Here is a 16,726-nt window from a genome sequence, read left to right as displayed (position 1 = left end):
AGGTGACTGCGCGCGCCAGGGGCCAGGGTTACCAGGCCAGGGGTTTGGCGAAGCTTTTCCAGAACAGCCAGCGGCGTTCTTCGCGGTGCTCGCCGGTGCCGATCTGCCAGTCGGGGCGCCCGTCCTCCAGGCGAATCAGGCTGATGATGCCGGCATAGGTGCTGGCCGCCAGGGTGCGGCCATCGGCGCTGATGTCCATGGCGCTGAAGGACGAGCCCACGTAGTGCTGCCAGCGCTCCTCGCCGGTGCTGCTGAAGGCGCGCAGGTAGCCATAGGCATCGCCCACGATGAACTCGTCCCCGCGGGAAGTGCCGGCATACACCCGGGCGCCGTCCTGCAGCACCGGGGTGCGTGGGTCGTCGCTGTAGAAGTCGGTGCTCAGCCCCGGCAGGTCCGCCACCGCCACGCCCAGGGTCGAGCCGTTATAGAAGTGGCACGCATTGAGTATCAGTTGGTCGCCTTGCTGGTTGAACAGGGCGAAGTGCGGGTATTCACCGACAGGGCCGATCTGCGCCGCCAAGGCCAGCTCGGCGTTGAACACCAGGTGATGGCTGCACTGGTCGCCGACGGCGATCCATTGGCCATCCGGGGAGATGGCACCGTGGGCCATGCACAAGCCGATGGCCAGGTCATCCGGGTCAACGCCGTCGGCCAGGTCCTGAGCGATGTCTTGCGGGCGGCGCAGCAGGCGGGTGGCGCCCTCGGCGTGCAGCACGAAAATCCCGTCGCCACTGACCAGCAGCACCCGCTGCCCATCGGGAAAGGGGATCAGCGCGCTGGGCAGCGGATCACCGTCTTCCTCGTCTACCGGCACGCCCTCGGGCAGGCCTTCGCGGCCAGTGGGCCAGGGGAATTCGCTGACTTGCGGTCCGTTCCAGCCATCGGTCACGCGGATGCCGCTGGCCGAGGACCAGGCAAAGAAGCGGCGCTGCGGGCAGCGGCCAAAAAAGTCGCCCTGGGTCACCGGCTCGACCCGTTCGCCGTCGATGCGCACCACCTGGCCGCCTTCGTAGGCGCTGCCGATGCGGGCCAGCAGGCTGCCGTCGTCCAGCAGTGCCAGGGCCGGAATCATCTGGCCTTCTTTATCGAGCAACGAGGCCAGGGGCTGGTGCGCCGGCGGCCATTCCTGGCGAAACGCCTGGTGCTGGGCGGCATCGGCGGGCTGGCGATTGCGCGCTTCGAGGGCGGCGCGCCAGGCCGGCAGCAGGTGCTCGATCTCCGGTGTTTCGGGCTCTTTGAGCCCGTCCCAGCCGTGTTGCTGTCCGTCTTGCACGTATTGGTTGATGGCGCTGGCGTATTTCAGTACGGCGGCTTGCCATTGCGCCTGGGGTGCGGTGGCGGGTGAGGTGGGCATGGGCTGGACTCCTTGTTCCGGCAGAAGGGGGATGGGGCGCTAGACGCCGACGATCTTGACCGCATGAGCAGGCGATAAATCCCCCAAGGGGCGGATTTTTCTCCGGATGGGGATGAGTCGGCGGGTCGGCTAGGCCAGGCGACCGTGCACCGACACGCAATTGCGGCCGGCTTTCTTCGAGGCGTAGAGGGCCTGGTCGGCCCGCTCGATCAGGCTGTGGTAGTCCGGCGCCGGGTGGTCCAGGCAGGCGATGCCGATGCTCACGGTAAAGCGAATGGCCTGCTCGTTGTAGACCACCACCTGGTCTTGTGCGGCCTGGCGCAGGCGTTCGGCCAGGGTCAAGGCTCCGACCTCATCGGTGCCCGGTAACAGAATGCCGAACTCCTCGCCGCCGTAGCGTCCGGCCACATCGGAGTCGCGCACGTGGCCGCGGATCAATTGCGCCAGGCACTTGATCACCTGGTCGCCAGCCTGGTGGCCGTGGCTGTCGTTGATGTGCTTGAAGTGATCGATGTCGATCATCAGCAGGGCCGTGGCGCCGCCGTAGCGCCGCTGGCGGCTGAATTCCAGTTGCACGCTCTGTTCCCAGTAGCCCCGGTTGTTCAACTGGGTCAGATGGTCGGTGCGTGACAGTTGCTGCAGACGGCCGTTGGCGTTCTGCAGCGCCAGGTTGTTGATGGCCACGTCGGTCACGTCGTAGATCACAAGGCACACATGATGAATCTCGCTGTTGCTCGAGCGCAGCGGCAGCAGGGTGGTGTTCTGGTACATGTACTCGGCTTGGCCGGTGATCGGCTGGTAATTCTTGAAACGCACCAGGTGCGGGCGCAGTTTCCAGATGGTGAAGGCTGGTGTGCCCAGGGCCACCACCCGGCCCACCTTGCGCCGGAACCACTCGCGCTCGACTTCGGGAAACAGTTCGAAGAACGAGGTGTCGATGGCCTGTTTGGACTGCACCCCGGAACGGTTCTCCATAAAGCTGTTCCACACCAGCACCTGGCATTCCAGGTCCAGCACCACGATGCCCACATCGATGCTCTGGACGATCGCCAGTAACCAGTGCAACTCCGCAAAATCCATTCGCTTGGTCATGGCTCAGTTCATCAGGTAGGAGAGTTTTTGCGCCAGCAGTTCCATGGAGCTTTCGGTGAACAGCAGCAACAGGTCGAAGTGGATGTTCTGTTCTTCCAGGCTGTAGCTGATCTCCACGGCCTGGGTGGTTTCCCAGCGCTGCTGGTTCAGCCGGATCAGTTCGTCGATGCTGGTGTGTTCCCCCAGTACCTGGGGGTGGCCCACGGAAAACACCACGTCCAATTGCTCGGCGATGCTGCTCAGGCAGGCGCCGATCAGCACGCTGGCCAGGTCGATCAGCACTTCCATTTCCTGGTACTTGGCGCTGTCTTGTTCCATCAGCCGGGCAATATCGGCGACCTCTGAGTCGTGGAACATCAACAGCGCTTCGCCGGCAATGCCGCTGCCGATGTAGCCCTGGCAGATGGCGGTCAGTTGCTGGGTGCGGTTGGCGTCGCTGAGGAGCATTTGCAGCTCGCCGGCCTCAAGGATGTTGACGTGGGGGATGGGCAGGTTGACGAATACGTCCAGCACCTTGGCGATCAATGCCGCGGCGTAGCCCATGGAGACGTTGATGGTTTCGCGAAAGGCGTCGCGCAGGCTCACCACCGGCGCGGGCGAGGCGGTGGGCAGCAGGCCCGGTGTCGGCGGTTCCAGCAGGCGCAATTCGTGCAGCAGGTTGCGCAGTTCCTGGGGGTCGAAGGGCTTGCGCAGGAAGGCCCGCGCCCCCAGCTCGCGGGTGCGGCGCACGGCTTCTTCCTGGACGTCCCCGGAAATCACGATGATTTGCGCGTCCAGGCCTTCCTCGCGCACGGCACTCAATACCTGGTAACCGTCCATCATCGGCATGGTCAGGTCTAGCAGCACCACATGCCCCAGCCCTTGGCGGATCGCTTGCAGGCCCTCTTGGCCATTGCTCGCCTGAGTGACCGAGACCCGCCATTCCTCGGGCAGGGTACGCAGCACCTGTTTTCTCGCCATGCTCGAATCGTCGCAGACCAGAAGGGGAATCATGGGGCGGAAACGCTCATTGCAAAAAATCCAGGCGGGTAGGCAGTGTTCGGAAGTACGAAATAACTCAGTGCCAACAACAGTTTGGCGACTTTCAGGAATATCGGGCGTGCGCACTATAGAGCCGTCGGCACGAATAGAACAAGTAATGCCCGAGATTATCCGTGGTGTATGGCAATCATTAATTGAACAACTTGTGAAAGTGTTTTGGTGTGCGCCGGTTAATAAGTAAGTCTATTTCGATGTATGGGTCGAAGGCCCCTGTTTGCTGGCGTATGGCGCAGTTTTTGGGGGTTGGCGGTGTGGATTGGTGAGGCGGTTATCTGACGCCATATGTTTGGCGCGGCAAATATCGACTGTTAGGCAGAAACAACTATGTGCGGCTATCGCACAGGCTATTGTTGTTTATTGATCTGCATCATTTTTGTGCGCTGTTCGCGATTAATTGCTTGATCGAATATCTGTATCCATTAAAGCAATGCGTGCCGTTGTAGTGGGCTGTCTATAAGTTCGGCGCGCTTGCGTGGGGGAGGGCTGGGGCGCTCGAAGTATCAGGGGAAAAAATGTCAGATTTTGAGTCGCGGCCTGGACCTTTTTCTGCAATGCGCAATCATTAGAGCGTGGAAAACCAAAGGAGAGACGCATGTTCATTCGGTCATTGACCTTCGCTACGCTGCTCGCTGTCGCCGGCCCCGTGCTGGCTGCCGACAACGACGGCCCACTGTCCCAGGATCAAGGCAAGGCTCGCCCGCTGATCGTCATTGCCCCCAGCACCGTTGACCCAACCCTGGTCGCCCTGAAAAAGTCCCTGGACGAGCCGGCCAACCGCCAAGCCTTTACCGAACGCAACATGGTGCTCTACACCGTGGTCAACACCATGGGCCAGCGTGATGGCAAGGACCTGGACCCGCAATCCACCATGGCCCTGATTCGCAGCCTCAAACTGGGCGCCGGGGCCCAGACCAAAGTGATCCTGGTGGGCAAGGATGGCGAGAAGAAACTGGAGCATTCCGGGGCCATCGAGCTCAAAGAAATCTTCAGCACCATCGACCAGATGCCCATGGCCGAAAAAGAAGCCGCCGCCCCGGCGCCGGCCCCAGAGCCCGAAGCCAAGCCTGCCGCCGCCGGCAAGGCGGGCAAACCCGCGAAACCCACGGCGGCCCCCAAAGCCCTGGACGACTAACCTCGCTTTCCCGGGCGGCGACTTCACGCCGAGCCTGGGCTCGCCGCTCACTCTCGTTCCCACGCTCGGCGTGGGAATGCCTTCCAGAATGCTCCGCGTCCCGTCTTCCTGCCTCCGGCAGCCCTTGTGCCAACGCCGCGCCATGAGGGATGCGCAACGCCCGGCCCCTCAGGTAACTTAGGCGTCTTTTCGTCCCTGGCCAGGAAGCCCGTCCATGCAGCCCTCCCGCTCGACCCTGATCGCCCTGTTGGTGGCCGTGACCTTCTTTATGGAAAACCTCGACGCCACGGTGATCGCCACGGCCCTCCCGGACATGGCGAAAACCTTCGGCGTGGCGGCGGTGGACCTGAACATCGGCATGAGCGCCTACATGCTGGCGGTGGCGTTGTTCATTCCCATCAGCGGCTGGCTGGCGGATCGTTTCGGCACCCGCCGGGTGTTCGGCTCGGCCATCGTCCTGTTTACCCTGTCGTCCTTGCTCTGCGGCTTGAGTACCAGCCTGGAAACCTTCGTCGCCGCCCGGGTGCTGCAGGGCATCAGCGGGGCAATGATGGTGCCGGTGGGGCGCCTGGCGGTGTTGCGTGCCACCGAGAAGAAGGACCTGGTGCGGGCCATTTCCTTTATCACCTGGCCGGGCCTGGTGGCGCCGATCCTCGGCCCGCCCCTGGGCGGTTTTATCGTCACCCACGCTACCTGGCCGTGGATTTTCTACCTCAACCTGCCCCTGGGCCTGCTCGCCTTGATCGCCGCTTTGGTGCTGCTGCCCAAGCAGGAAGAGTCGAGCCCGCGCCGCTTTGATTTCTTCGGCTTCGTGTTGGTGGGCGGTGCCTGCTCGGCGATCCTGTATGGCATGGAAATGCTCGGCCAGGCCCAGGCCCATCTCTGGCCGGGTTCGCTGCTGACCGTCGCCGGCCTGGCCCTGGCATTGCTGGCCAGTTGGCACATGGGGCGTCGCGCCGAACCGCTGATGGGTCTGGCGGTGATCAAGGTGCGGACCTTTAGCGTCAGCCTGGTGGGCGGTTCGCTGTTTCGGATATCCATCAGCACCTTGCCGTTTCTGCTGCCGCTGATGTTTCAACTGGGCTTCGGCTTGTCGGCCTTTGATGCGGGGCTGCTGGTGTTGGGGGTGTTTGCCGGCAACCTGGCGATGAAACCCTTCACCAGCGCGGTGATGCAGCGCTGGGGGTTTCGCCAGGTGTTGATGGTCAACGGTGTGCTCGGGGTATTGGCGATTGCTGCCTGTGCGCTGCTGGAGCCGCGCATGAGTTGGGCGCTGATCCTGTTCATTCTGTTTATCGGCGGTTTGTCGCGGTCGATGCAGTTCACCGCGTTCAACACCCTGGGTTTTGCCGATGTACCCAAGGAGCAAATGAGCGATGCCTCGACGCTGTTCAGCATGTTCTTCCAGTTGAGCATGGGCCTGGGGGTGGCGATTGGCGCCTTGCTGCTGCGCCTGGCGATGAACGTCCATGGGCATGAAGGGCAGGCGATGACGGCGGATTTCCAGCTGACCTTTCTCTGGGTCGCGGTGATTGCCGCCGTGGCCTTGCTGGACAACCTGCGGCTGCGCCCCGAGGCCGGAGAGGCGGTGCTGCAAAAACGCTGAGCCACGGCCGGCGCGCGCACTCGCTCAGTGCGGGCGCCGGCTAGGCAGTGCCGTTCAATGGGTATTCAGGGTCCGGCACAAGGCCTGGACGATCATCTCCACCTCTTCGGCATCGATCACCAGGGGGGGCAGCAGGCGGATGGTCTGGCCCCGGGTGACATTGATCAGCAAACCCTGCTCCCGGGCTGCCAGCCCTGCAAGGTCGGGCAGGGGCGTCTTGAGTTCGATGCCGATCATCAGCCCCAGGCCACGAATCTCGCGAATGTGCCGATGCCCCCGCAGTTCGTTGCGCAGGCGTTGCAACAGCTGCTCGCCTTGGTGCTTGGCGTTGGCCAGCAAGCCCTGTTCCTCGATGATCTGCAGCACCGTGCAGGCCACTCGGCAGGCCAGGGGGTTGCCGCCGAAGGTGCTGCCATGGCTGCCCGGGGTAAACAATTGTGCGGCCTTGCCCCGGGCCAGGCAGGCGCCGATGGGGATGCCATTGCCCAAGCCTTTGGCCAGGGTCATGACGTCGGGGATCACCCCTTCGTGCTGGCAGGCGAACCAGCGCCCGGTGCGGCCCATGCCACTCTGGATTTCATCCAGCATCAGCAGCCAGTCGCGCCGATGGCACAGGGCACGCACGGCTTTCAGGTAGCCCTGGGGCGGGATCTGGATCCCGCTCTCGCCCTGGATCGGCTCCATCAGCACCGCGCAAATGCGTTGGCCGTGAGCGCTGGCCAGCTGTTCCAGGGCGACGATGTCACCGAACGGCACCTTGATAAACGCTTCCTGATGGCTGCCGAACCCCAGGCGCACCGCCGGCCCGTCGCTGGCCGAGAGCGTGCCCAGGGTGCGCCCGTGAAAGCCGTTGTTCATCACCACCACCAGGGGCTGTTCGATGCCTTTGCTCCAGGCATGCAGGCGTGCCAGCTTCAGCGCGGTTTCGTTGGCTTCGGCCCCGGAGTTGTTGAAGAACGCCCGCTCCATGCCGGCCAGTTGGGTCAGCTTGGCGGCCAGGCGCTGTTGCCAGTCGATGCTGTAGAGGTTGGAGGTGTGCAGCAACAGCCCGGCCTGTTCGCTGATAGCCTCCACCAGCCGTGGGTGGGAATGGCCGACACCGGTCACGGCCACGCCGGCGACGGCGTCCAGGTATTCGCGGCCGGCGGTGTCCCAGAGGCGCGTGCCCAGGCCTTTGCTGAAGTTCAGGGCCAGGGGTTGGTAAGTGTTCATCAGGCAGGCGGCGGACATCGCGGAAAACTCCAGGGGTGGCGGATGTTTTCCAGTATCGTTAGCCACCTGGGCTGGATAAATGCAGCCATTGTTTAATCATCTTGAAGTCAGGCTTGATAATGGATCTGTTCCAGGCGATGTCGGTGTACGTGAAGGTGGTGGAGGCGGGCAGCATGACCGCTGCCGCCCTGGAGTGCGGCTTGTCCACCACCATGGTCGGCAACCATTTGCGGGCCCTGGAGCAGCGCCTCGGGGTCAGCCTGTTGAGCCGCACGACCCGGCGCCAGCGGTTGACCGAGTTCGGTGCCGAGTATTACCAGCGCTGCCTGGCGGTGCTGGGGCTGGTGGCGGATTCCGAGCGCCTGGCCGAGCAGGTGCAGGACCAACCGGCCGGCACCTTGCGGATCACGGCGCCGCTGACGTTTGGCTCCGAGCGCCTGGCCCCGGCCCTGAGCGAATTCGCCTTGCGTTGCCCCCAGGTCAAGCTCGATGTGGTGCTGACCAATCAGCGTCATGACTTGATCGACAGCGGCTTCGATGTCGCCATTCGCCTCGGTAACCCCGAACCCTCGGCACTGATCGCGCGGCCGCTGGAGGACTACACCCTGACGATTTGCGCCGCGCCGGCCTATCTGCAGCGCCGGGGTACGCCGCGACGGCCCGAAGACCTGCAGCAGCACGACTGCCTGGCCTTCGCCTATCCGGCGGGAGACGACTGGAGTTCAGTGGAAAAACAATGGCGCCTGAGCGGCCCTGAGGGAGAGATCCGGGTGCCGGTCTCCGGTTCGTTGATGATCAACAGTTCCGCCGGTTTGTATCAGGCGGCGCGCAGCGGCATGGGGGTGGTGATGTTGCCCGACGCCCTGGTCCAGGAGGACCTGGAGCAAGGGCGGCTGGTGGCCTTGTTGCAAGGCTACCAACTGCCTCGGCGCCCGATGAACCTGCTGTATGCCCAGGACCGTTATCGCCTGCCCAAACTGCGCAGCTTCGTTGATTTCGCCCTGGAGAAGTGGGGTCGTTAGGCCTTGGTGGCTTCGCTGGCCAGCAGCAACATGGCCGCCGAAAGGGTATGGCCGTCGCTGATCTTGCCGCCGGCGATCAGGCCCATCAGCTCCTGACGGCTGACCCACAGCACATGGTCCACTTCGCCGTCGGTCTCGGCGGCGCTCTGTTCGTCGATCAGCACTTGGCACACCGCCACCGCGCTGGCGATCAGCGAGGTGTTGCTGTGCAGCAGGCCCAGTTGCTTGACTTCGCAAGCGCGCCAGCCGGTTTCTTCCAGCAGTTCGCGGGCGGCGGCGTCGCTGGCGCTTTCACCGGCATCGATGGCGCCTCGGGGAAACTCGATGGACTGGCCGCCGATGGCCCGGCGCTTGAGTTCCACCAGCATCAGTCGGCCATCGGCCAGGGTCGGTACGGCAACGACGCCGTTGATGGCCTGGGCCTCCCTGATGATGAAATAACCGTTCTCGCGAACCACCTTGAAGTAGGGGGTTTCCAGCAGGCATTGGGTCTCGGTGACAGGCTTCATGCTCGGTACTACTCCAGAAAACAGCGATCGAAAAGGTACAGGTTGGCGGGCTTGAGGTGTTCCAGGGTGGCTTGCGGGCGGCCGCCGTCGCCGCTTTTCTTGCGCCCGGTTTCCCGCAGGTGGCCGGCGTCGGTCATTTTCAGCAGGCGTTGGCGAATGCTGGTCTTGAGCACCGGGCGCTGCAGCACCAGGGAGAAAATATCCACCGCTTCCGGGGCGCTGAACTCAGTGCCGAGGAACATCAGTGGCAGGCTGCTGTACAGCGATTTGGAGAGCAGTCGTTCCTGCACCTGCGCCACCAGTTGGTTGTGATCGAAGGGCAGTTTGAAGGCTGCCGACGCCACTTCCCCAAGGGGCTGAAAGCGCTGGTGGGCGGCCGGCTCAGCGGCGTCACTGGCAATCGCCAGGTAAAAAGTCGAGGACGACCAGCAGCGCGGGTCGCGAAACGCATCGCCGACGGTGCCCACTTGCTCGATCCAGGCCAGGGGCAGGTCGACCTTGCTGGAGGCGCGCAGGCGTTCCACGGCATCGTCCAGGCTGCGGTCCTCGACATCGCCGTTGACCACGATCCCCGGCAGCGCCCAGTGCCCGGCAAAGGGCTCGCTGTCGCGCTGGTTGAGGAGGATGTGCAGGGCCTGGGTCTGTCGGCAGTAACGCAACACGCAGAGGTCGATGGTGTGCAGGTAGGCGCTGTGGTGGGTGCTGCGGTCTGGCATATCAGTGTCCGTGGGCGCGTAGAGGCGGTAGTTTAGCGGATCCATGCCCGGGGCTATCCAGTGCCGGGGCAGGGCAGTGCCCGAGACCAGGCATTGACGCAGGGCGGTGCTGCGCACATCCAGTTGTTCCTCGACGCAAAGTATGGAAAAACGCGCCAGCAGTTCGGCGCCGCGATGGAAGTCGGGCAGGCGCGCGGCCACATCCTGGCCCACCACCAGGGCAATGCGCTTGCCGTCGATGGCCAGGTCGTCGGCCAGGCGTGCCAGCAGGTCGTAGCTGTAGATCGGCGCCTGGCTATGCCGGGCCACATGCTCCTCGATGCGGCTGACCGCCAGCTCGGCGGGGCACAGCCCTTGCAAGTGCTCGACGATGCTCTGCAGCCATTGCACCCGCCACTCGAAGTCGACCATGGACTTACCGTCCGGGTGCCGGAAGCTGGGGGCGACCAGCACCCGCCGGGCGTGGCGAGCCGCTTCGATCATCACTTGGGCGTGGCCGGCGTGGGGCGGGTTGAAGGCGCCGCCGTAAAGGGCGATTTCGAACATGTGGCTCTCCCTGTTGGTACATGACGTGTACCCTAACATTGACTGTTTGAAAGCGCCATGCCTCTGTCATTCATATTTAGCAGTTTGAATAGCTTGTACTGGCCAATAAAAATTTCAATCGGTGCTTGATATGAAAGTACATGACATGTACCTTGTGTTCCATGCAGAGGAGAGACCCAGCATGAACAGCCTGACGATGAACACCGCTTCCTTCGATGTCGATGCGCAAAAAAGCTTCACCCCGCTGTGCCCGGACGAGTTGCCGGTGGCCGGCGGCGATCGCATCGGCGGTGAGTTGAATTTCATGGCCACCCTGGCCGGCCTGCGTGTAGGCAGCAAGGACGCCCACAGCCCGCAAGCGCCCTGGGTCGTGGCCGACGCGGCGCAGATGCTCCAGCCCACCGGCCTGGAACACGCCGACCTGACCTGGGTCAGCCACTGCGTACCGGGCACCGAAGGTTTCACCCTGCTGGACGACTTGCCCACGCCCTACGAGTACGACTACTTCGTGTGGAAGGGCATCGAGCCGGACCTGCACCCCTACGGCGCCTGCTACCACGACCTGCACGGCAAGCTGTCCACTGGGGTGATCGAGTACCTCAACAGCCGCGGGGTGACCCAAGTGATCGTCGGCGGCCTGGCCCTGGATTTCTGCGTCAAGACCACGGCCCTGCAACTGGCCGCCGCAGGCTTCAAGGTGATCATCCACTTGCCGGCCTGCCGGGCCATCAGCGAGCAGGGCGCGGCCCAGGCCATCCAGGACATGCAGCAAGCGGGAATCGCGATTGCCGCCACCCGTGAAGACACCGCCAGATTGGCCAGCGCATAAGGAACCATGACCATGGAAAGTGCATTCGACCGCGACACCGGGGTGATCCAGAGCTTGCTGGACACCGACTACTACACCTTCACCATGATGCAGGCGGTATTGCACCAGCACCCCAACGTGGACGTGGAATACCAGTTCATCGTCCGCTCCCGGGAAAAGCTCGGCCACCTGATCCCAGAGATCCGCGAAGAGCTGGAAAAGCTCGCCGGCTTGCAGATGCGTGAAGGTGAGCAGCGCTTCCTGTTCAACAAGCGCTTTCGCGAATACCTGACCCCGGACTTCGAACAGTTCCTCGGGCTGTTTCGCTTCAATCTGCGCTACATCCACGTGTCGGAGATCGACGGCCAGCTGAACATTCGGGTTCGCGGTCCGATGTTGCACTGCATCATGTTCGAGCAGCCGGTGCTGGCCATGGTCAGCGAGCTGCGCAACCGCGACAAATACCCGGACGTGGAGTTGGCGGACGTCACCCGCAAGCTCTACCAGAAGTTCGAATGGCTGGAAAAAAACGCCAGCCGCGAAGAGCTCGCCGAGTTCCGTGTATCGGACTTCTCGACCCGTCGGCGCCTGTCATTCAAGGCCCAGCGCGAGGTGGTCAATGTGATGCGCAGCGATTTCCCCGGGGTGTTTGTCGGCACCAGCAATGCGCACCTGGCCTATGAATTCGACCTGCCGCTGATCGGTACCATGGCTCACCAGTGGCTGATGGTGCACCAGCAACTGGGGCGGCTGCGGGAAAGCCAGAACGCCGCATTGGAAAACTGGGTGCACGAGTACCGTGGCCGTCTCGGGATTGCCTTGACCGATTGCATCAGCACCGACTTTTTCCTCAAGGATTTCGACCTGTACTTCGCCAAGCTGTATGACGGGCTGCGCCAGGACTCCGGCGACCCCATCGTCTGGGCCGACAAGGTACTGGCGCGCTACCGGGAGCTGGGCATCGACCCGAAGACCAAGGACCTGATGTTCTCCGATGGCCTGAACTTCGAGAAATGCCTGCCGATCCTGCGGCACGTGCGGGGCCAGGCCCGGTTCGGTTTCGGCATGGGCACCAGCCTGGCCTGCGATGTCGATGGGGTTGAACCCTTGAGCATCGTCATGAAGCTGGTGCGGGTGCACGGCGAGCCGGTGGTGAAGTTTTCCGATGACCCGATCAAGAACGTCTGTGAAGACGTGTCGTTCCTGCGCTACGCGGCACAGGTGTTCAACGTCAACCTGATCAATCCGCAACTGGGGGCCTGAGCATGACCACACAAACACGTATCGCCCGGGAACTGGGGATCGACCGGCAACTCAAGGCCGGTGGCGAAGCCGTTGAAATTGCCCGGCGCATCGCCTTTATCAAGCAGGTGTTCACCGGGGCCGGTTGCAAGACCCTGGTGCTGGGCATCAGCGGCGGCGTCGACTCCCTGACTGCCGGGCGCCTGTGCCAATTGGCAGCAGAGCAACTGCGGGAAGAAGGGCAGGACGCGCGTTTTATCGCCGTGCGCTTGCCCTACAAGACCCAGGCCGATGAGCGCGATGCCCAGGCCTCGCTGGACTTTATTCGCCCGGACCTGATCAGCACCTGCAACATTGCCGACAGCGTGGACGGACTGATGCGCCACATCGCCATCGACGGTCTGCAACCCTCGCCGGAGTTGACTGACTTCGCCAAGGGCAACGTCAAGGCCCGGGCGCGGATGCTGGCTCAGTACGCCATTGCCAACTTCAGCAATGGCCTGGTGGTAGGCACCGATCACGGCGCCGAAGCGCTGATGGGCTTCTTCACCAAATTCGGCGACGGCGCCTGCGACCTGGCCCCGCTGTCGGGCCTGACCAAGACCCAGGTGCGATGGCTGGCCGATGCCCTGGACGCCCCAGCACACCTGGTGCGCAAGGCCCCCACCGCCGACCTCGAAGAGCTGGCACCGGGCAAGTTGGATGAAGCGGCCTATGGCTGCAGCTACGACGAGATCGACGCCTACCTGATGGGCGAAACCGTGACCGAGCGGGTGCGCGACATCATCGAACGGGCCTACGCCAAGACCGCGCACAAACGCGAACTGCCCCGGGTTCCGCAAAGCCCGGGAACACACTGATCGCTCCTGCGTCAGCGCCCCGGCGCAACGCCGAGCGTGGGAACCCGAGGTCAGCCCTGATCGTTCCCACGCTCCTGCGTGGGAATGCTGACCGTGACGCTCTGCATCACAAGGTATCGGGCCACTTGCGCAGGGCGGCTCGACAGTCCTCGGTGAGGGAGGGCAGGTGCTCTTGCAGTTCCGTCCAGCCCAGCTGTTCCAGCGCTTGGCTGGCCACTTCCCGCAGCGGCTGCCACTGCGGGTCGTCAAAGCCGTTTTCGGTGAGGGTGCCGTAGGCCGCCGGCCCCAAGGCCATACAACTCGCCAGCAGCGTTTGCAGCAATTGGAACAGCCTCGGTTCCAGGTGCTCGGGAAACCGGTTGACGAAGTTATCCAGGTATTCCAGGTAGTCGGACCAGAGGTTGCACTCGGCGCAGCAGCCGATGTCCCTGCGCTGGCTTTCGCTGTCCTGGGTCAGAAACACCAGGGCCGGGGCCAGTTCGCCCACCAGGATGATTTTTCGGTACTCATCCTGGCCGTACCAAGTCCAGATCAACGACGCAATGCGCTCGTCCCGATCCGTCGCCAGCTCCGTCATCCCACTGCTCCAGCCGCGCACCATCGCGGTCGTTGATCTTCGAATGAGTGATAGGTGGGCATCAGCGCCGTGCTGTGGTTGTGGTCGAAGCTGCCCAGCAACAGGGCGACGGTCGGTGCGTCGTCGAGGGCGCCCAGGGAACTGCCGCACACCGCGCAGAATGCCCGACTGGACGCCTCCGACGACCTGAACGTACTCGGCGCGCCGCCAGGACCGGTCCAAGTCACCCGCTCCCGAGGGAACTCGACCCAGGTCGTAGTCAGGGCGCCGCTGTGGCGCTGGCACATCTTGCAAGAACAGTGGTGAGGATTGCCCGCCGGCCCGCGCGCCTCGAAGCGCACCTGCCCACACAGGCAACCACCGCTGAAAATCTCTGCTGTCATCGCAGCTCCTTTAGGGTTTTTCAGGTGGGCGAGGGCGCTGAATCTAGCACATCGAGGGGGCATGACTTTAGCTCATGAGCCCGTGACTTTTAATGGTTACAGTCGCTCGTGAGGCCAGTGATACAACAGCGCAAACACAGCTCATCCATAACAAAAAGAGCGTTTGCACCATGACTGATCCTCACTGCCGCGTCCCCGCCAGCTTCGCGCTGCGCTCTTCGAATACCCACCCCGTCCATGCCTCGGTCACGAGTCGCGTGCGCCGCTGAGTACCCCGGACATTCCCTCTGCGTTTCCCAAGAGTAAGTACCCATGAAAGAACTCGACCTCTACATTGGTGAAGGTTTCGAAGGCCCAGGCGTCAACGCGGCCCACATCAATATCCTCATCGGCCCGCGCAACGGTCCGGCCGGCCAGGCGTTTGCCAACAGTCTGGCTTCACCCAGCCAGGGCCATTGCCCATTCATGGTGATTGCCCAGCCGAATATCCCGGTCAAACCCATGACCCTGTACGTGAACAAGGCCGCGATTGGCAGCGAGCTGCACGGCAACGCGACCTGGGGCGCCTCTCAGGCCGGGATCGCCAAGGCAGTGCTGGAAGCCTTGCTCGACGGCACCTTGCCGGCAGAGGCTGAAGACGAGTGGGCGATTGTCACCGCCAACTGGGTCAACCCGGCTTGTGATGACCTGGATGCGGTCTACCAGAACAACTACAACGCCTGCCGCACGGCGATCCGCGCGGCCCTGACCGGCAAGCCCGAACGCGCCCAACTGGCGGACGTGGTGGGCCAGATCGGCAACCCTTTCTACACCCCCAAAGCCTGAGGAACGGACCATGCAATACATTCGTTTGGGCCACTCGGGCCTGCAAGTCTCGCGTCTGTGTCTGGGCACCATGAACATGGGCACCCCGGACTGGAAACCTTGGATCTTCGACGAGAAAAAGAGCGAGCCAATCGTCAGGCACGCCCTGGATAACGGAGTGAACTTCATCGACCTGGCCGACTTCTATTCGGCCGGTGTCGGCGAGGAAGTGGTGGGGCGCATCGTCAAGCGCCTGGCCCGCCGCGAAGACCTGGTGATCACCACCAAGGTCGGTTACGGCACCCGCAACGGCATCAACGCCAGCGGCCATTCGCGCAAACACATCATGGACAGCATCGACGCCTCGCTGAAGCGCCTGGACATGGATTACGTCGACGTGTTCATGCTGCATTACTTCGACCTGAACACCCCGGTGGAAGAAACCATGAGGGCCATGAACGACATCGTGCGCTCCGGCAAGGCACGCTACATCGGCGTGTCCACCATGCTCACCGGGCAGTTGGCGAAGATCCTCATGGCCTGCGAGCGCAATGGCTGGGTCAAGCCGATCAATATGCAGTTGCAACTGAACTGCGCCTACCGTGAAGAGGAGCGCGAGATGATCCCGTTCTGCCGCGATCAGGCCCTGGGCGTCTCGGTGTTCAGCCCGCTGGCCCGTGGCTTGCTCACCGGCGAGGCGCAGTCAACGCGCAACCAGACCGACTTCTTCACTCAGCAGATGTACAGCGACCAGGCCTCGTTCGATATCGCCCATTCGGTGCAGCGCGTGGCGCGTGCCCGCGGTGTGTCGAATGCGCAGATCGCCCAGGCCTGGGTGCTCAATCATCCCGGTGTGGACTGCATGCTGGTGGGCGCCGACACCACCGAGCAATTCGACAGTGCCCTGGCGGCCCTCGACACCCCATTGGATGCCGAGGAACTGCATGAATTGGAACGCAACTACACCCCCTGCGATGTGATCAACGATTACACCGCCGGCAAGCGCATCCTGCGCAGCGCCCGTCCGGGCCTGGACCGTTTCAATTTGATCGAGGCCGTGGCATGAACCCGCTGATTCGCACTGGTAACTACATCGATGGCCAATGGTCCAGCGGCGGCCCGACATACGCGGTGGTCAACCCGGCCAATGGCACGCTGATCGCTGACGTACAGCGTGCCGCTGTCGAAGAAACCAACCTGGCCATCGACGCCGCCAACCGTGCCTTGCCGGCCTGGCGCACACTCACCGCCAAGGAACGCAGCCAGCGCCTCAAGCGCTGGAGCGATCTGATGTTGAGCAACCAGAAGGACCTGGCCCATTTGCTCAGCCTGGAACAGGGCAAACCCCTGGCCGAAGCCATGGGCGAAGTGGTCTACGCCGCCAGCTTCCTGGAGTGGTTCGGCGAAGAAGCCAAGCGCGCCTATGGCGATGTGATACCGAGCCACAAGGCGGATGCACGAATCATCGTTGTGAAGGAAGCGATTGGCGTTGTCGCGGCGATCACTCCGTGGAACTTCCCTCTGGCCATGGTCACGCGCAAGGTCGGCCCGGCCCTGGCGGCGGGCTGTACGATGATTCTAAAACCCTCGGAAGAGACCCCGCTGTCGGCCTTTGCCCTGGCAGTGCTGGCCGAACAGGCGGGGATTCCTGCCGGTGTACTGAACATCGTATCCGGTGACGCGGCAGCCATCGGTGGTGCCCTGCAAGCCTCAGGCACTGTGCGCAAGCTGTCCTTCACCGGTTCCACCCGCACTGGCAAGTTGCTGATGCGCCAGGCCGCCGATACCTTGAAAAAGGTCTCCCTGGAACTGGGGGGCAACG

Annotated in this window: 17 protein-coding genes and 1 pseudogene; 9 read left to right on the top strand and 9 right to left on the bottom strand. The window is 63.1% G+C overall.

Annotated features, from left to right (window positions below):
- Positions 1-28 precede the first annotated feature (28 nt).
- The 3 genes from M1B35_RS29670 to M1B35_RS29660 all read right to left on the bottom strand — a co-directional run bounded on the left by M1B35_RS29670 (position 29) and on the right by M1B35_RS29660 (position 3,439).
- Complete coding sequence (locus M1B35_RS29670; protein WP_268263826.1) at positions 29-1,354, bottom strand: YncE family protein; 1,326 nt, start codon at positions 1,352-1,354, stop codon at positions 29-31.
- A 129-nt stretch (positions 1,355-1,483) separates the two neighbouring features.
- Positions 1,484-2,446 (bottom strand): sensor domain-containing diguanylate cyclase, encoded by a 963-nt coding sequence (locus tag M1B35_RS29665; protein WP_268263825.1) that lies wholly within the window; start codon positions 2,444-2,446, stop codon positions 1,484-1,486.
- 3 nt (positions 2,447-2,449) lie between these two features.
- Entirely contained in the window at positions 2,450-3,439 is a 990-nt protein-coding gene (locus tag M1B35_RS29660) for a response regulator (RefSeq protein ID WP_123331761.1), read from the bottom strand.
- A 640-nt stretch (positions 3,440-4,079) separates the two neighbouring features.
- On the opposite strand from M1B35_RS29660, the gene M1B35_RS29655 reads away from it, so the two are divergent.
- A complete protein-coding gene (locus tag M1B35_RS29655) occupies positions 4,080-4,619 on the top strand; it encodes a DUF4174 domain-containing protein (RefSeq protein ID WP_123331764.1) in 540 nt (179 codons plus the stop codon).
- Between the two features lie 214 nt (positions 4,620-4,833).
- Positions 4,834-6,225 (top strand): DHA2 family efflux MFS transporter permease subunit, encoded by a 1,392-nt coding sequence (locus M1B35_RS29650; RefSeq protein WP_268263824.1) that lies wholly within the window; start codon positions 4,834-4,836, stop codon positions 6,223-6,225.
- Positions 6,226-6,279: 54 nt separating this feature from the next.
- Here M1B35_RS29650 and M1B35_RS29645 read toward each other — a convergent pair whose 3' ends face one another.
- On the bottom strand, positions 6,280-7,455 hold the full coding sequence (locus tag M1B35_RS29645; protein WP_123331768.1) for an aspartate aminotransferase family protein: 1,176 nt from the start codon (positions 7,453-7,455) through the stop codon (positions 6,280-6,282).
- A gap of 101 nt (positions 7,456-7,556) precedes the next feature.
- Between M1B35_RS29645 and M1B35_RS29640 the strand changes: the two genes are divergently transcribed.
- Positions 7,557-8,459 (top strand): LysR family transcriptional regulator, encoded by a 903-nt coding sequence (locus M1B35_RS29640; RefSeq protein ID WP_268263823.1) that lies wholly within the window; start codon positions 7,557-7,559, stop codon positions 8,457-8,459.
- On the opposite strand, the gene M1B35_RS29635 is transcribed toward M1B35_RS29640, so the two are convergent.
- The 3 genes and pseudogenes from M1B35_RS29635 to M1B35_RS29625 all read right to left on the bottom strand — a co-directional run.
- Positions 8,456-8,968 carry an NUDIX hydrolase gene (locus M1B35_RS29635; RefSeq protein ID WP_268263822.1) on the bottom strand — a complete coding sequence of 171 codons (513 nt, stop codon included), beginning with the start codon at positions 8,966-8,968 and terminating at the stop codon, positions 8,456-8,458. The two genes, M1B35_RS29640 and M1B35_RS29635, sit on opposite strands and share 4 nt — an antisense overlap.
- Before the next feature lie 8 nt (positions 8,969-8,976).
- Positions 8,977-9,684, bottom strand: a complete 708-nt coding sequence (locus M1B35_RS29630) for an NUDIX hydrolase (protein WP_268263834.1) — start codon at positions 9,682-9,684, stop codon at positions 8,977-8,979.
- A 15-nt stretch (positions 9,685-9,699) separates the two neighbouring features.
- Positions 9,700-10,230: pseudogene (locus tag M1B35_RS29625) on the bottom strand (adenylyltransferase/cytidyltransferase family protein); the annotation flags it as partial.
- 181 nt (positions 10,231-10,411) lie between these two features.
- Between M1B35_RS29625 and M1B35_RS29620 the strand changes: the two are divergent.
- From M1B35_RS29620 to nadE, 3 genes are read left to right on the top strand one after another with little or no spacing between them, the layout of a single operon-like run.
- Positions 10,412-11,059, top strand: coding sequence for a nicotinamidase (locus M1B35_RS29620; protein ID WP_268263821.1), 648 nt, complete (start codon positions 10,412-10,414; stop codon positions 11,057-11,059).
- Between the two features lie 12 nt (positions 11,060-11,071).
- Positions 11,072-12,301, top strand: a complete 1,230-nt coding sequence (gene pncB / locus M1B35_RS29615; protein WP_123331780.1) for a nicotinate phosphoribosyltransferase — start codon at positions 11,072-11,074, stop codon at positions 12,299-12,301.
- Positions 12,302-12,303: 2 nt separating this feature from the next.
- Positions 12,304-13,140, top strand: coding sequence for an ammonia-dependent NAD(+) synthetase (gene nadE, locus M1B35_RS29610; RefSeq protein ID WP_185039198.1), 837 nt, complete (start codon positions 12,304-12,306; stop codon positions 13,138-13,140).
- Positions 13,141-13,246: 106 nt separating this feature from the next.
- On the opposite strand, the gene M1B35_RS29605 is transcribed toward nadE, so the two are convergent.
- Complete coding sequence (locus tag M1B35_RS29605; protein WP_123331784.1) at positions 13,247-13,717, bottom strand: hypothetical protein; 471 nt, start codon at positions 13,715-13,717, stop codon at positions 13,247-13,249.
- Complete coding sequence (locus tag M1B35_RS29600) at positions 13,714-14,100, bottom strand: GFA family protein (protein ID WP_268263820.1); 387 nt, start codon at positions 14,098-14,100, stop codon at positions 13,714-13,716. Before M1B35_RS29600 ends, M1B35_RS29605 begins: the two co-directional genes overlap by 4 nt.
- Before the next feature lie 312 nt (positions 14,101-14,412).
- On the opposite strand from M1B35_RS29600, the gene fae reads away from it, so the two are divergent.
- The 3 genes from fae to M1B35_RS29585 form a co-directional block, all read left to right on the top strand.
- Entirely contained in the window at positions 14,413-14,925 is a 513-nt protein-coding gene (gene fae / locus M1B35_RS29595) for a formaldehyde-activating enzyme (protein ID WP_123331788.1), read from the top strand.
- Positions 14,926-14,935: 10 nt separating this feature from the next.
- Positions 14,936-15,970 carry an aldo/keto reductase gene (locus tag M1B35_RS29590; RefSeq protein WP_268263819.1) on the top strand — a complete coding sequence of 345 codons (1,035 nt, stop codon included), beginning with the start codon at positions 14,936-14,938 and terminating at the stop codon, positions 15,968-15,970.
- Positions 15,967-16,726, top strand: a 760-nt coding sequence (locus M1B35_RS29585) for an aldehyde dehydrogenase family protein (RefSeq protein ID WP_268263818.1), incomplete at its 3' end; no start/stop codon positions are given. The genes M1B35_RS29590 and M1B35_RS29585, both read left to right, overlap by 4 nt.

Source organism: Pseudomonas morbosilactucae (assembly GCF_023241665.1).
In the GTDB taxonomy this organism is placed as follows: Bacteria; Pseudomonadota; Gammaproteobacteria; order Pseudomonadales; family Pseudomonadaceae; genus Aquipseudomonas; species Aquipseudomonas morbosilactucae.
The sequence above is the reverse complement of the archived record's forward strand: the minus strand, read 5'-3'. Positions and strand labels throughout refer to the sequence as shown.

Excerpts from the sequence above, each read along its gene's own strand:
- M1B35_RS29670 (WP_268263826.1), bottom strand. The coding sequence starts at position 1,354 with ATGCCCACCTCACCCGCCACCGCACCCCAGGCGCAATGGCAAGCCGCC.
- M1B35_RS29665 (WP_268263825.1), bottom strand. The coding sequence starts at position 2,446 with ATGACCAAGCGAATGGATTTTGCGGAGTTGCACTGGTTACTGGCGATC.
- M1B35_RS29660 (WP_123331761.1), bottom strand. The coding sequence starts at position 3,439 with ATGATTCCCCTTCTGGTCTGCGACGATTCGAGCATGGCGAGAAAACAG.
- M1B35_RS29655 (WP_123331764.1), top strand. The coding sequence starts at position 4,080 with ATGTTCATTCGGTCATTGACCTTCGCTACGCTGCTCGCTGTCGCCGGC.
- M1B35_RS29650 (WP_268263824.1), top strand. The coding sequence starts at position 4,834 with ATGCAGCCCTCCCGCTCGACCCTGATCGCCCTGTTGGTGGCCGTGACC.
- M1B35_RS29645 (WP_123331768.1), bottom strand. The coding sequence starts at position 7,455 with ATGTCCGCCGCCTGCCTGATGAACACTTACCAACCCCTGGCCCTGAAC.
- M1B35_RS29640 (WP_268263823.1), top strand. The coding sequence starts at position 7,557 with ATGGATCTGTTCCAGGCGATGTCGGTGTACGTGAAGGTGGTGGAGGCG.
- M1B35_RS29635 (WP_268263822.1), bottom strand. The coding sequence starts at position 8,968 with ATGAAGCCTGTCACCGAGACCCAATGCCTGCTGGAAACCCCCTACTTC.
- M1B35_RS29630 (WP_268263834.1), bottom strand. The coding sequence starts at position 9,684 with ATGCCAGACCGCAGCACCCACCACAGCGCCTACCTGCACACCATCGAC.
- M1B35_RS29620 (WP_268263821.1), top strand. The coding sequence starts at position 10,412 with ATGAACAGCCTGACGATGAACACCGCTTCCTTCGATGTCGATGCGCAA.
- pncB (WP_123331780.1), top strand. The coding sequence starts at position 11,072 with ATGGAAAGTGCATTCGACCGCGACACCGGGGTGATCCAGAGCTTGCTG.
- nadE (WP_185039198.1), top strand. The coding sequence starts at position 12,304 with ATGACCACACAAACACGTATCGCCCGGGAACTGGGGATCGACCGGCAA.
- M1B35_RS29605 (WP_123331784.1), bottom strand. The coding sequence starts at position 13,717 with ATGACGGAGCTGGCGACGGATCGGGACGAGCGCATTGCGTCGTTGATC.
- M1B35_RS29600 (WP_268263820.1), bottom strand. The coding sequence starts at position 14,100 with ATGACAGCAGAGATTTTCAGCGGTGGTTGCCTGTGTGGGCAGGTGCGC.
- fae (WP_123331788.1), top strand. The coding sequence starts at position 14,413 with ATGAAAGAACTCGACCTCTACATTGGTGAAGGTTTCGAAGGCCCAGGC.
- M1B35_RS29590 (WP_268263819.1), top strand. The coding sequence starts at position 14,936 with ATGCAATACATTCGTTTGGGCCACTCGGGCCTGCAAGTCTCGCGTCTG.